This window comes from Gemmatimonadaceae bacterium (genome assembly GCA_036273715.1).
Taxonomy (GTDB): Bacteria; Gemmatimonadota; Gemmatimonadetes; order Gemmatimonadales; family Gemmatimonadaceae; genus JADGGM01.
This window is the reverse complement of record DASUHB010000011.1, coordinates 83883-97353: the sequence shown is the minus strand read 5'-3', so window position 1 is coordinate 97353 and position 13471 is coordinate 83883. Positions and strand designations below refer to the sequence as shown.

11 protein-coding genes are annotated in these 13471 nt (G+C 69.0%); 5 read left to right on the top strand and 6 right to left on the bottom strand.

Annotation, left to right across the window (positions count from 1 at the left end):
• Positions 1-292 precede the first annotated feature (292 nt).
• The 6 genes from VFW04_01590 to VFW04_01565 form a co-directional block, all read right to left on the bottom strand.
• Positions 293-1552 carry a serpin family protein gene (locus tag VFW04_01590; GenBank protein ID HEX5177996.1) on the bottom strand — a complete coding sequence of 420 codons (1260 nt, stop codon included), beginning with the start codon at positions 1550-1552 and terminating at the stop codon, positions 293-295.
• 110 nt (positions 1553-1662) lie between these two features.
• Positions 1663-2463, bottom strand: coding sequence for an ABC transporter permease (locus VFW04_01585; GenBank protein HEX5177995.1), 801 nt, complete (start codon positions 2461-2463; stop codon positions 1663-1665).
• Positions 2456-3553 (bottom strand): ABC transporter ATP-binding protein, encoded by a 1098-nt coding sequence (locus tag VFW04_01580; protein HEX5177994.1) that lies wholly within the window; start codon positions 3551-3553, stop codon positions 2456-2458. Before VFW04_01580 ends, VFW04_01585 begins: the two co-directional genes overlap by 8 nt.
• Positions 3550-4497, bottom strand: coding sequence for a hypothetical protein (locus VFW04_01575; protein HEX5177993.1), 948 nt, complete (start codon positions 4495-4497; stop codon positions 3550-3552). The genes VFW04_01580 and VFW04_01575 overlap by 4 nt, the downstream gene beginning before the upstream one ends.
• 185 nt (positions 4498-4682) lie before the next feature.
• Positions 4683-6722, bottom strand: coding sequence for an asparagine synthase-related protein (locus VFW04_01570; GenBank protein HEX5177992.1), 2040 nt, complete (start codon positions 6720-6722; stop codon positions 4683-4685).
• On the bottom strand, positions 6719-6994 hold the full coding sequence (locus VFW04_01565) for a PqqD family protein (protein HEX5177991.1): 276 nt from the start codon (positions 6992-6994) through the stop codon (positions 6719-6721). Before VFW04_01565 ends, VFW04_01570 begins: the two co-directional genes overlap by 4 nt.
• Before the next feature lie 399 nt (positions 6995-7393).
• On the opposite strand from VFW04_01565, the gene murC reads away from it, so the two are divergent.
• The 5 genes from murC (at position 7394) to VFW04_01540 (ending at position 13456) form a co-directional block, all read left to right on the top strand.
• Positions 7394-8779, top strand: coding sequence for a UDP-N-acetylmuramate--L-alanine ligase (gene murC, locus VFW04_01560; GenBank protein HEX5177990.1), 1386 nt, complete (start codon positions 7394-7396; stop codon positions 8777-8779).
• A 5-nt stretch (positions 8780-8784) separates the two neighbouring features.
• Positions 8785-9525, top strand: coding sequence for an FtsQ-type POTRA domain-containing protein (locus VFW04_01555; GenBank protein HEX5177989.1), 741 nt, complete (start codon positions 8785-8787; stop codon positions 9523-9525).
• The gene (ftsA, locus tag VFW04_01550; GenBank protein HEX5177988.1) at positions 9522-10787 is read left to right on the top strand and encodes a cell division protein FtsA; all 1266 of its coding nucleotides are present in this window, start codon (positions 9522-9524) and stop codon (positions 10785-10787) included. The genes VFW04_01555 and ftsA overlap by 4 nt, the downstream gene beginning before the upstream one ends.
• Positions 10788-10994: 207 nt before the next feature.
• Positions 10995-12182 (top strand): cell division protein FtsZ, encoded by a 1188-nt coding sequence (gene ftsZ, locus VFW04_01545; protein HEX5177987.1) that lies wholly within the window; start codon positions 10995-10997, stop codon positions 12180-12182.
• A complete protein-coding gene (locus VFW04_01540) occupies positions 12179-13456 on the top strand; it encodes a M23 family metallopeptidase (protein ID HEX5177986.1) in 1278 nt (425 codons plus the stop codon). The genes ftsZ and VFW04_01540 overlap by 4 nt, the downstream gene beginning before the upstream one ends.
• Positions 13457-13471: the final 15 nt, after the last annotated feature.

The following is a 13471-nucleotide window of genomic DNA, read 5'->3' as shown; positions in this document are numbered from 1 at the left end:
GCCCGACACCCGCCTCCTCGCTCAGGCATCCGCCGGCCTTGCCCGGTGCGGATTGCCGATCCGGACGCCCCTCGCTCGTCGCACGACGCGCGCAACCGAGATGTCCCTAAAGTGCACTTCGATCACAAAACGTGCTTGCGAAATCACAAAACGTGTTGTTGACGTGCTGTCCGGCGTGCCTCTGCTGAGCCCGCTTGTATGAGAGTGGACAAGGCTGACGCGCGCCCGGACTCGCTCCCGAGCGCGCGTCGGCGGCCTTGCCTCGTACGTCGATCGACCCGGAGGCAGTCGACTACGGCGCAGGCTGCTGCAACTCTCCCATGAACAGGATCGCCCCGGACAGCCGCTCGCGGATCACGAACAGGAACGGGTGGTCGGCCCGAAAGACAAATGGAGTCACAGCCGAGTTGACGCCGACGGCGACGCTCGTGGCGGCCGCGGCTGTCGTGCCTTGTTCGTTGACCTCGACGAATGTTTGTTGCCGGACGTTCGTGATGGTGAGGCCCGTGTCCGGGGCGATGCCGGTGAAGTCGGCATCGTCGCCGAAGGCGATCCCCATGCCTAACGCAGTCAGCGGCTGGGTGAGGCTCGCGCCCCACGTCAAGGTGAACCGCGGGACCTCGACCTCGCCCGTGCCGTTGCCCATATCCGCGAGCAGCGCGGGCCACCCGCCGCCGGCGAGCTCGGCCACCACCGCGTCGAGGGATGTGCCAGCGTTAGGCAACACCACGTCCATCACGTACGCGCCGCCGCCGTAGGGCAGCTCCACCGCCTGGTAGCCCGGCGTCGCGGCGAACCGCACCGAGACCGTCGGGAGGTCCATCATCGGCACCGATGCCGAGGACCCGTCCGCCATGCGGAACGGCTGGCTGCTCGTCTTGCCTGCGTCGAAGTCGTACTGCCAGGCGCCCTTGAAGTACATCCCGTTCGTCAGGAACATCATGGTGCCTGGATCGATGACGCCGTCGACGATCTCGTCGATCTTGCCCTTCGTGCTGGTCGACACCCACGCGTTGATCGTCTTGGCCGCCGACGGACTGTCGAAGTCCAGTCCTTGCACGGTCGCGTCGAAGTACTGCTTGTCCGTTTGCAGGAAGTTCGCCTCGACGTTGAATCCCTGGCGATACCAGATGGCGTTGGCGATCTGGAAGTCGACGTGCGGGTCCAGCGCACGCAGCAGCGAGATCAGGCTCTGATACGCCGTGTCGGCGTCGGACACGGACATCGACGAGAAGCCTAACGTCGATCGCATCGCGTCGAGCGTGCTGCCTTCGGCGCCGTTCATCGTCATGCCGAGCGCCATCGACGCGCTGAGCGGGGAGAGGAACAGGTTGGAGTCGGGCGCCTCGCCCGCCACTTGCTGGAACAGCGCGAACGCGAACCCGTTGGACTGCGCGATGAGCTGCTGCTCGTTGACGGTGAGCGCGCGCGGCAGTTGCAGGATAGGTGTCGGCGCCGTGGGCGACGACGACCCGCCACATGCCATGAGCGTGAGGAGCGCGCCGAGCGCGATGATCGAACGGGTCAAACCTGACTGACGCGACAGGGCCATGGACGCCTCGTGTGGGTTGTACCAACAGAGTTAGCACGAACCGGCATTGTCGGCAACGCGGCCAGTGCCCGGACGCCGGCGTTCATCGGGCCGGCAGTGAGGCGTGCGGGTCAGTACTGCGCCAGCGTCCCGGCCCGTCTGGCGTCCCCGAGCGCGCGGGCGAACACCCACAAGCTTGCCGCGAGCAACACCGCTGCGAATGCCGCCAGCACACCGAGATCGCCGGCGACGGCGCCCAACGAGGCGCCGTCCAGCAAGACGCGCCGCAGCGAGCGCAATCCGTACGTGAGCGGCAGTCCGGCCGAGACCGTGTGCAGCCACGCCGGAATCACCTGTGTGGGATAATAGACGCCGCCGAGGAGCCCCGATGCGGCGAGGATTCCCTTGGGCAGGGGGCCGGTCGTGCGGAACCACAACACGAGCGCCGCGGCGAAGATGCCGAACGGCAGGTGTGCGAGCACGATGAGCGCGAGCACGCCCAACGCGAGGAGCGACCGGTCCCAGGCGACGTGCGCGCCTAACGCCGCCCCCGCGCCCAGCACCAGGAACGCGCGCGCCACCGACCAGAGCAGCTCGTAGGACACGAGGCCGGCGAGAATGGTGGGCAGCGGCGCCGGCGTCGCCAGATACGCCTCCAGCGTGCCGGACGCGATGCCGGCGCCAATGACCTTGGGGAGCGCGCTCACGGCCACGCCCAGAAACGTGAACGCGATCATGCCGACCAGCACGAAACCGAAGTACTGGCCGCCCTGCGCCGAGATCGATGCCGCCATCATGGGCTGCAGCGCGTGCGCGACGAAGTAGACGGGGACGACCGTGACGACCAGGCCCGCGAGCGAGGCCGCCATGTCGAGGCGATAGCTCGAACCGACTTGCCAGTTCGCCCTGAGCAGCGCGCGGATTCTATCCACGGCGCACCCCGCCGGCGCTGCGGGCCACGACACGGTCGAGGAGTTCATCCAGCGCGAGCGTCACGCGCTCGAACGACGCGACCGCGATCCCGCCTTCGCCTAACGCACCGAGGAACGCCGCCGCTGCCGCGGAGCCGCCGGCGACCTGCAGATGGACCGCCACCCACCCCTCGGCGTCCGGCGCGTCGTACGCGATGATGTGTACGGAGTCGCGCGACCTCCGCGCGAGCTCGCACGTCGCCCCGCGGTCGGCGTCCTGAACGCGGAGCTGGTAGCGCGCGCCGGCGATGTCCCGCATGAGCACATCGGGCGCGCCGACAGCCGAGATGCGGCCGCGATCGAGCACCGCCACGCGGTCGCACAGCTCGAGCGCCTCCTCGGCCCGGTGCGTCGCGAGCAGCACCGTGCATCCACGACGGCGCACGATCTCGTCGCGCAGGAACGTGCGGAAGCGTCGCGCGGAGATCGGATCCAGGCTGCGCGTCGGCTCATCCAGCAGCAGAATGGACGGCCGGCCGAGCAGCGCGCGCGCAATGAGCAGGCGCTGGCGCATGCCCGAGGAAAATTGGCCCACCATCTTGGTGCCGGTGTCCGTCAGCTCGGTCGCGGCGAGCACTTCATCGACCGCGCGGCGCGCTGCGGCGCCGGTGAGCCCGTGGAGCGAGGCGAACACATCGAGATTCTGCCGGGCGGTCAGGCGCCAGCTCAAGCTCCGTTCCTCAGGGATCGCCGGTGCCAGCAGGCGGCGGACGCGAGCCGCGTCGCGTACGACGTGGCAGCCGTCGATGACGACGTCGCCGGCATCCGGCGTGATGAGCGTCGAGAGCACCTTGAACAGCGTCGTCTTGCCGGCTCCGTTAGGCCCGAGCAGCCCGAACAGCTCGCCCCGCCGCACATCGAGCGTCACCTCGTCGAGCGCCGTCGCGTACGCGCCCGCGCGCCGGCGCAGCGGCGTCTCGATCCAGCCGCGGCGGATCGCAAAGCGTTTGGTGAGCCCGTGCACCTGCACCACCGCGTCCGGCGTTAGGCGAACGATCGGCGTCGGCGCGAGCGACGGGCGCGCGGCGAGCGGAGCGGCGAGCGCCGTCATGCCGTGTGCCGGGCCAGCGTGGCAGAGGAGCCGTGCCAGTCACGGATCGCGCACGCCGCATCGTCGAGCCGATCGAAGTCGCGTACGACGCTCAGCGCATAGACCGGCGTGTGCCGCAGCAGGCGGGTGACGCGATCGAGGACCACGGCGGCCTCCGCGCCACCGAGCAGCGGCGCAAGGCGGTTGTGCGGAAGCAGCGCCATCGTGGCGCTCAGCGGATCGAGGAGACGGCGTGATGCCGCGTGGTCGGCCCCGGCCGTGACGGGCGTCAACAGGTAGATCGCGTCGAGTCGAGCCGGCGTCTCGTGCGAGGTCGCGTGCGCCGCGTCGCGCACGATGTATTTCCCATACGCATCTGCCGCGGTACACGAGACATCACCCACGTGCTCGGCCGCGTCGCGCCAGAGGCGCACGCTCGCGACCCCCGGCCTAACGAGCGGCAACGGCCCCGGGTCTACGGCAACGACGTCGTCGCTCATCACCCGTCCGCCGGCAGTGGCCACCGCACGCGCCAGCGTCGACTTTCCGTGGAACTTGGGGGCGACGAAGGCAACCGCCGACCCATGGATCTCGACGGCGCTGCCGTGCAGGCACAGCATGCCCGCCTCGTGCAGGGCCACCGGCAATACGCGGCCGAGCACGTCGAGCCGTGCCGCCTCGAGGGCTGCCGCGGCGCCTGGATACCATGCGATGCGCGCACCGCCGGCCTCCAGGTCAAACGACCCGGTATCGTCGTAGGTGAGTCGAAGACCGCGCGCGTGCCGCGACAAGCGTACCGACACGCCCGCGTCGACGTGGTCTTCGCCTAACGGGGAGAGCGTGACGCTCGGCGCATCGCCATCCATGCGCACGAGCCGCCACGTCGGGCACCCGCTTCCCGCAGAGAGGCCGGGAAACGGGATGTCCGACTGAAGACAGCCACCGTAAATCGAAAACAGGTTCATGGCACGCGCCCGACGGCGGGAAGACTCACTGGTCCGAGTCTCCCGGCGTCGTGCCTCACGACCGGCCGCTGATACAAGCGGCTGCCGAGCCCGGTGCGGCGTGCGCAGTGCAGCCAGGCTCCACGTTGTCCTGGCCCAGACCGGCGGCCAGGTCGAAACCGGGGTCGGACTTGCCCTGCGTCAATTCACGCAGAGTGCCGAACCGCTCCACCTTCGGAGTCTCGTACATCCATCTCCTCCCGTGCGACAAGGTTGTCGGGCCATTCGTGACCCGCTCGCGAGGCGGCCCTCGCGGCCGCATCGATACTGCCATCGTCTCCGCGCACGCCGCGGGCGCGCGCCTGGAGCCAGAGCTCCGTTTCGAGCGCCAGGTAGAGCGCCACGGTGTGGGAGGCGGCGCTGCCGCCGAGGCACCGGTCGTACGCCGCGCCTAACTGCACCGGGTCGATGATCCCGAGCTCGGCGAGCATCGATTCGCGGCCGGCGCGTTCCCGCCACTGCGGGAGCACGACCCGGATCGCGGTGACCAGGTATTCGATCGGAACTCCGGTGCGCGCCGGCCGCGGCGCCAGGATCTCGTTAGGCAAAAGCCCGGTCATCGCGCGGCGCAATAGTCGTTTCGTCTCGCGGCCGCTGCGACGTTCCGCGACGGGCCGCGTCGCGGCGAAGCGGATGATCCGGCCGTCGTAGAGCGGCGACCGGTGCTCGGCGCCCTCGGCGAGTGTGAACGACGCCAGCGCCGACGCCATACGGCCGAGCACGGGGCGCGTGAGCTGCCACGCCGATTCGGTCGCGGCCAGGCTTCGGCCGCTGCGCGACGGTGCGCGTTCGAGTTCGCGCGCGTCGAGGCCGTGCGCCCGGATGAAGTCGGCGCGCATCCAGCCCGGCGGCCGCCGCGACAACGGGTCGCCGAGCGCGGTCCGGCCTCCGCTCATCCGGTCGAGGCCGCGGAGCACGGCGTTAGGCAGCGCCGGTAGCAGCGCATCGCGAATCAGGGCCCGGGCGCCGGCGCCGCGGGCTCGCCATTCGCGGCCCAGCTCCGACCAGCGGCCGCGCCGTGCGAGATCGGCCAGATAGATGCTCGACGTCTCGAACAGCTGATCGCCGCCGTTGCCGTCCAACAGCACGCTCGCGCCGCGCCCGACGGCGGCGCGCGCGATGGCGCGGTTCATCGGCTCGAATGGATGCGGGAACGGCTCCTCGCGCAGTGCGGCGCGGTGGGCCATGTCGCCCAGTGCCGGGATGTCGGCCGCGGCCAACCACGCCGTGGTCGTCTTCCAGTGCCTAACGATGGACTCGATGAGCTCATCTTCCCGGCCGGGGTCGCCCGGCGGGAAGCTGACCGAGATGGGCTGGAGCGAGCCGCGTCCCGGCGCGCGCTCGAGGATCCGGGCACCCGCGGCAAAGACAGCCGGCGAATCCCAGCCACCGCTGAGTGCGACCGCCGTCGGCGCGCCGGTGGCCATGCGTTCAGCCACCGCGTCGCTCAGCAGCTCGAGGAGCTCGTCGGCTCCATCGGATGCGCGCGCCCGATCCTGAAATTGTGGCGGCTGCCAATGCGGTTCGAGCCTGGTATGACGCGGGTCGCTCGCGCGCCACACCAGGTGGTGCCCCGGCGGAATCCGCTTCACGGCGCGCCAAACGGTGTCCGTGCTCGATCCCGAGAGCGCTCCGGCCTCCTCGGCAACGACGGCGGCGTCGAGCACCGACGGGCAGGCACGGTGGGCGCGCACGGCGTCGATGGTCGAGGCGAGCAGAATCGATCCGCCTAACTGCGCGAAGTGGAGCGGCCGCTTGGCGCCGAAGTCCCGCGCCGCGACGAGCGTCTGCGTTGCAGCATCCCACAGCACGAAAGCAAAGTCGCCCTCGAGGTACGCCGCGCAATCCGCGCCCCAGGCGCGATACGCGGCCAGAATCAGCTCGCAGGGCGTGGCGCCCGTCGCCCGAACGCCGCGGGCGCGCAGTGCGCGCTGCAAATCCGCCGTGTAGTAGAGCGTCGCGTCGGCGACAACCACGACATCCCCGTCCAACGCCGGAAGCTCGCCGTCACCGCCGGTGGTAGCGATCTCCCAGGGGTGCCGCGACGTGCCTAACAGTGCGCCACCGGAGGCGCGCCACGCGGCGCGGTCGGCGCCGCGGTGCGCCATCGCGCCGAGCATCGACCGCGCGACCCGGGGTTCGGTGGAACGAGCGAGCGGGCCGGCGATGCCGAGAATGGCCGTCACGCCGCCGACCTTTCGACCAACAGCCCGTATCCGACCAACGATGCAACGAGGGCATCACAATCGGCGCGGAGCAGCGCCGCGTCAGCATCGGGATACGTCGCGCGGAGGCGATCGACGAATGTGTCCGATTGGGGCGCCGCGCATTCGAGCAGCTCCCAGATCGTCGCCCCGACATAGTTGAGGCCGTAGTACACTTCGGCGGCGCTGTCATACAAAACGGCACCGGTTTCGAGGCGCCGGAAGATGACTGAATCGGCAGGAGTTGGTCGCATGCCGGTGGCAGGGTCATCAATCATGCCCTGCGGACGGCGACACCTCCCGCCGCCCGAGCGTCGCAAGCGGCTCGCTAGCCCTCTGTCCCGTATGGATTTGCGGACGCTTGGCGGTGGCGGCTGCGCTCCCCGCTTACCGGCTGCCGGGGGGCATGGTTCGCCCGCCACGGCGCAGCGTTGCGCGGACAGCGCAAAATTGCCATCGGGGTTACGGTCACATCGGTCATCGTCACGGAGCCTGGGCGGGTCCGCGCTCGACAGGGCCAACGGGCGGAGTCGGCCGGCGCGGCGCGCATGGCAACAACCAAACTGTCACCGGGGCCGCGACTTACCGGCATTGATTTAAAGCATCGTCGCACTTGAGCGCCGGGCAGGTGCGGCCTAGATTGCCGCTCGTCGATGTCCCTCATCGATCCTTCCGATCCCCGCCCAGTCCATTTCATGGGCGCCGCCGGCGCCGGTATGAGCGCTCTCGCCGAGCTGCTCGTTCGGCGGGGCGCACGAGTCACCGGCTGTGACGCAAATCCCGCCGGCGCGCCCGATCTCGCACAACTCGGCGTCCCTGTTGCGGCCGGTCACGACCCATCGCACGTCGCGGGCATCCGCGCGCTCGTCGTCACGTCGGCCGTTCGGCCATCGCATCCGGAAGTGGAAGCGGCGCGCGCGATCGGCGTGCCGGTCATACGCCGCGCCGAGGCGCTGGCGCAGGCGGTGTCCACGGACGGCGGGCAGCTCATTGCAGTTGCCGGCACGCACGGCAAGACGACCACGAGCGTCATGACCACGGAAGCGTTGGCGTCGGCGGGCCTCGAACCCACAGGTGTGATCGGCGGACGCGTGCCGTCGTGGGGCGGGAATCTTCGCTTCGGCGGGGATCGGGTGTTCGTGGTGGAAGCCGACGAATACGATCGCTCATTTCTGGCGCTCGCACCGACGGTGGCGGTGGTGACGAACCTCGAGGCCGACCACCTCGACATCTACGCCGACCTCGCGGACATTCGCCACGCGTTCGCGACGTTCGTGCGCGGGGCCGCGACGATCGTGCTCTGCTCCGACGACCCGGGTGCGGACGCGCTCGAGGTCCCGCGCGCCGCCGCGGTGGTGCGTTACGGCATCTCGTCGCCTAACGCAAAGCTCGCCGTGCGAGACCTGCGGCTCGCGGCCGATGGCTCGGCGTTCACGGTGGTCGCGGATGGCCGCTCGTTAGGCGAAGTGGCGCTGGGCGTGCCGGGCCGCCACAACGTGTTGAATGCGCTCGCCGCGCTCGCCGCCGGAATCGCCGTGGGCGCGACCGTGCCGGCCATGGCGCCCGGGCTTGCCGCCTTCGGCGGCGTCGAACGCCGCTTCCAACGGTTAGGCGACGCGCGCGGGGTGACGGTGGTGGACGACTATGCCCACCACCCGACCGAGATCCGCGCCACCCTCGCCGCGGCGCGCCACGCCTTCCCGGGCCGGCGTCTCGTGGCGGCGTTTCAACCGCACCTCTTCACCCGCACGCGCGACTTCGCCGCCGACTTCGGCGCTGCGTTAGCCACCGCCGATGCGATCTTTCTCACCGACATCTATCCGGCGCGCGAGCAACCCATCCCGGGCGTGAGCGCGAACCTGATTGCGGACGCCGCGCGCGCGGCCGGCGGCGCGCTCGCATGGCAGGGTGCGCGGTCCGATCTCGCCGCCGCGCTCGCCCAGAACGTGGCCGCAGGCGACGTCGTCCTCACGCTCGGCGCCGGCGACATCACGCGCACGGGGCGAGAGCTCCTCGACCGTCTGGCCGCAGCCGCGTGAGTCGCATGACGGCATACCTCGAGCGACTGCGCAATATCGGATGGCGCATTCCCGCCGGCGCGGCGGCGCTCGCGGCGATCGTCGCCGCACCGTGGTGGGGACCACTCGTCTTGTCGCAGCTCGGTTATTTTCACGTGCGACAAGTCGAGATCTACGGCGCGGTGTACGCGCAACCGTCGCGCATCATCGGGCGTATGCACGTCGACACGACGATGTCGATCTGGATGAATCTCACGCCGGTCGAGCGTCGTGTGGCACGCGACCCACAGGTGCGCAGCGTTGTGATCGAGCGTAAGCTTCCCGGAACTCTTGTCGTGCGGTTGGTTGAGAACGCGCCCGTCGCACTCGTCGAGACTTCAGGACCACCAGGCAAAGGTGCGTCTTTAAGCGCGATTCGTGTGGTGGACGCAGTCGGTCACGCGTTGCCCATCGATCCAAGTCGAACCAACATTGATCTGCCGGTGGTCGAGTCCCCGGACCCGTCGGTGCTCGCGCTGTTGGCCGACGTGAAGGCGCACGAGCCGCGACTGTTTGCACAGATCAGTTCGGTGCGGCACAGCGCACGGCCGGGTGGCGATGAGTTGGACGTGGCACTTCCTTCGGTCATGGTGCGAGCATTGGTTGGCGTGAGCGCAGATCGGCTCGCGGATGTGATTCCTGTCGAGGCCGACCTCGCGCGGCGTCATGCGCGCGTCGCGGAGCTCGATCTTCGATTCAGAGATCAAGTCATCGCCAGGCTGCAATGAATCCCGAACGCCTCGTTGCCGGGCTCGATATCGGTACCTCGCGCACCACCGCGATCATCGCGGAGGTGGTGGGCGACTTTCCGAAGCACCCGAATCTGAAAGTGCTGGGCGTCGGACAGGCGCGAACGTCGGGGATGCGCCGCGGCGTCGTGGCCGACATCGAAGAGACCACGCGTTCGATCACCAAAGCCATGCAGGACGCCGAGCGCATGGCAGGCGTGACGGTGGAGCACGTGTATGCCGGCATTGCCGGCGAGCACGTGCAAGCGATGACCAGTTCCGGTGTGGTCGCTGTCAATGGCGACGACGTGACGCGCGCCGACGTCGAACGCGCGAACGAGGTGGCGCGGACGCAAGCGATTCCCGCCGACCGCGAGCTGCTCCACGCGATCCCGCAGGAATACCGCGTGGACAAGAATCACGGCATTCGCGATCCGATCGGAATGGTCGGCATGCGTCTCGAGACGGAGATGTACCTGGTGACGATCGGTGCGTCGCCGGCCACGAATCTTCGTCGGGCGGTCGAGCGGGCGGGCTATCACGTGCGGGAGCTGGTGCTCGAACCGCTGGCCAGCGCGTTGAGCGTGCTCACCGACGACGAGAAAGAGCTCGGTGTGGCGCTCGTCGAAATGGGCGCGGGCACAACCGATCTCGCCGTGTTCCACGAAGGCAAGATCCGATTCCTCGGCACCGTCGGGTTTGGCGGCAATAACGTGACGAGCGATCTCGTGCACGGACTCGGCGTCACGCAAGCTGATGCGGAACGGCTCAAGGAGAGTTACGGCTGCGCGTACGAGCCGATGATGAAGGATTCACACGAGGTGATTCAGCTGCCGAGCACCGTCGCGCAGGGCGAGCGCCAGATTCCGCGCGAATTGCTCGCACACATCATCCATCAGCGGATGGATGAAATCTTCGAGATGGTGAATCGCGAAATCACGGGCGCGGGCTTCGCGGGACGCTTGAGTGCCGGAGTGGTGCTTACGGGCGGAGCCTCTGCCATTCCGGGCGCAGCCGAGCTGGCGGCTGACGTCTTCGGCACGGGCGTTCGCGTGGGCTCACCCGCGGCAAGCGTCGGCGGTTTGAGCGACGCGGTCGAGTCGCCGCGGTTCGCGACGGTGGTTGGACTGGCGTTGTATGGCGGTCAGCGACTGGCGCTCGGCGTTCCGGGGGCGGCGTCGGGGCGCAGACGCGGTGTGTCCGCGCCTGGCATGGACCGGCTGGCGCAGAGAGTGAAGACCTGGTTGCAGGACTTTTTTTGATCGCGCAAGCGCGCTCTCGTACGAGGGTCGCGTTTTCATGAGCGTAGCACTCTGTCCCTCCGGCCTGCAACGAGTCTCATCGGGGTACCGGACCAAACTGTACCTCTACTGCCCCTTGGTCTCTGGCGCGTTTCGGAAGCGAAAGCATTATATTCCGTCCGAACTTAGGTCCCCCTCTCTCGTCACTCATTAGGAGTTCCCCCCGCAATGATCTTCGAGTTCGAGGAGAGCACCTCACAGAACGCCCGGATGAAGGTGGTCGGCGTCGGAGGTGGCGGCGGCAATGCGGTCAATCGAATGATCGAGGAGCATCTCGAAGGGGTCGAGTTCATCTCCGTCAACACGGACGCGCAGGCCCTGCTGAACTCGAAGTCAGACGTCAAGATTCAGATCGGGAAGAAGCTGACGAGGGGTCTGGGGGCGGGGGCGCGTCCGGAGATTGGACGGCAGGCCATCGAGGAAAACCGGGACGAGGTGGCGCGGGCGATGACCAACGCCGATCTCGTGTTCGTGACGTGCGGCATGGGCGGCGGGACGGGGACCGGGGCGGCGCCGATCGTATGCGAGATGGCGCGCGAGGCGGGGGCGCTCACGGTGGGCATCGTCACCAAGCCGTTCCTGTTCGAGGGACGGAAGCGCATGCGGCAGGCGGACGCGGGCATCTCCGAGATGCGCAAGCACGTGGACACGATGATCGTCGTGCCTAACGAGCGGCTGCTGGCGGTGGTGGCCAAGAACATTCCCTTCGGCGACGCGCTCAAGAAGGCCGACGAAGTGCTGCTGCACGCCACGCAGGGGATCTCGAGCCTCATCAGCGTCACCGGGCTGGTGAACGTCGACTTCGCCGACGTGCGGACCGTGATGCAGAGCGGCGGCTCGGCGCTCATGGGCACCGGCATCGGCCGCGGCGACAACCGGGCGATCGAGGCCGCGCAGCAGGCGATCTCGTCGCCGCTGCTCGACAACATCTCCGTGGGCGGCGCGACGGGCGTGCTGATCAACATCACCGGCGGCAACGACCTCACGTTAGGCGAAGTCCACCAGATCAACGAGATCGTGCACGACTCGGTGGGCGACGACGCCGAAATCATTTTCGGCGCCGTGAACGAGCCGGCGATGCAGGGTGAGATTCGCGTCACCGTCATCGCGACCGGCTTCGATCGCGCGTTGCAGACGGGCTCCGTCATGGAACCGTCGTCGCGCGCCGCGATGATGCCGACGACGCCGGTGCTGCCGTTCCCGGCGCAGCGCCAGCGCCAGCAGCCCGTGGTGCCACCGCGCGCGGCGCCGCCGGCCGAGCGCCGGGCGTCGCAACCGGGTGCGCCGTCGGACAAGACGTCGCAGGATCTCAGTGACATGGAGATTCCGACGTTCATCCGGAGGCAGATGGATTGAAGCGCCCGTCGCCGCGCGCGTGGACGACGGCGGCGATCGTGGCGCTGGGTGTGGTCGTGGTGTGCATCGGCTGGCCACACTGGTCGCGTCTCGCACCGGCCGCGACGCCCGTTCGCCCCGACACCAGGGCCTCGGCGCCCCGGTCGCTGCCTAACGCAAGTGATTCGGGCATCACCGTTCGCGACGACACCCTGCACGCGGGTGAAACCCTCTCCGGCCTCCTCGAGCGCGCGGGCATCCGCACCGCCGATGCGGCGAAGATTCTCACCGCGGCCAGTGCACTCGATCCGCGCCGCACGCCGGCCGGCATGCCCGTGGTCGTGCGCACCCCCCGCGGCGATTCGACGCCGTCGGAAGTCGTGTTCCAGCTGGCCGTCGACCACCTGGTCCACGTCACACGGTTAGGCGACAGCGCCTGGACCGGCGCCGACGAACGGCTGCCGTGGCACACCGATACGATCGCCGTCCACGGCGTCATCACCTCCAACCTGTACGCCGCGCTCGACGATTCCGCGGCCGGCGTGCTGCCCAAGGGCGCGCGCTCTGAGCTCGCGTGGTCGCTCGCCGACATCTACGAGTATCGCGTGGACATGAGCCGCGAGCTCCAGCCCGGCGACGCGTTCCGCGTTCTCTTCGAGCGCTCCCAGGGGCCCGGCGGCGTGGTACGCGTCGGCAACATCCTCGCCGCCCGGTTCGATCTGTCGGGCACCGAGACGGACGCGGTGCGATTCACCGAAGCGCCCGGGCGCGCCGAGTACTTCGACCAGACGGGCCGTTCGATGCGCGCCGCGTTTCTGCGTGCGCCGCTCGAGTTTCGACGGATCTCGAGCACCTTCGGGCGCCGCCTGCATCCAATCCTCGGCATCTGGCGCAACCACACGGGAACCGACTACGCGGCCAACGCGGGCACGCCGGTGCGCGCCATCAGCGACGGCGTCGTCATCTTTGCGGGCCGACGCGGCGGCTACGGCAACATGATCGACATCCGGCATCGCAACGGCATCGTGAGTCGCTACGGCCATCTGCGCGGATTCGCGCGCGGCATTCGCCCCGGCCGCGTGGTCGCGATCGGACAGACGATCGGCTACGTGGGCATGACGGGTCTGGCGACGGGTCCGCACCTCCACTTCGAGATCCTGGTGGACGGACGCCAGCGCGACCCGCGCACGGCGCTCAAGCGTGATACCGGCCTTCCTGTCGCGGCCGCGGAGCAGTCCAAGTTCGACGCGACGCGCGATTCGCTGCTGGCGAAACTCTCGGGCGCCGTGGGGTAGGGAAGGGGCCTTCAC

What these genes read in the sequence shown, in the direction of transcription:
- VFW04_01590 (HEX5177996.1), bottom strand. Translation starts at nt 1,552, where the DNA reads ATGGCCCTGTCGCGTCAGTCAGGTTTGACCCGTTCGATCATCGCGCTC.
- VFW04_01580 (HEX5177994.1), bottom strand. Translation starts at nt 3,553, where the DNA reads ATGACGGCGCTCGCCGCTCCGCTCGCCGCGCGCCCGTCGCTCGCGCCG.
- ftsZ (HEX5177987.1), top strand. Translation starts at nt 10,995, where the DNA reads ATGATCTTCGAGTTCGAGGAGAGCACCTCACAGAACGCCCGGATGAAG.
- VFW04_01555 (HEX5177989.1), top strand. Translation starts at nt 8,785, where the DNA reads ATGACGGCATACCTCGAGCGACTGCGCAATATCGGATGGCGCATTCCC.
- VFW04_01575 (HEX5177993.1), bottom strand. Translation starts at nt 4,497, where the DNA reads ATGAACCTGTTTTCGATTTACGGTGGCTGTCTTCAGTCGGACATCCCG.
- VFW04_01565 (HEX5177991.1), bottom strand. Translation starts at nt 6,994, where the DNA reads ATGCGACCAACTCCTGCCGATTCAGTCATCTTCCGGCGCCTCGAAACC.
- murC (HEX5177990.1), top strand. Translation starts at nt 7,394, where the DNA reads ATGTCCCTCATCGATCCTTCCGATCCCCGCCCAGTCCATTTCATGGGC.
- ftsA (HEX5177988.1), top strand. Translation starts at nt 9,522, where the DNA reads ATGAATCCCGAACGCCTCGTTGCCGGGCTCGATATCGGTACCTCGCGC.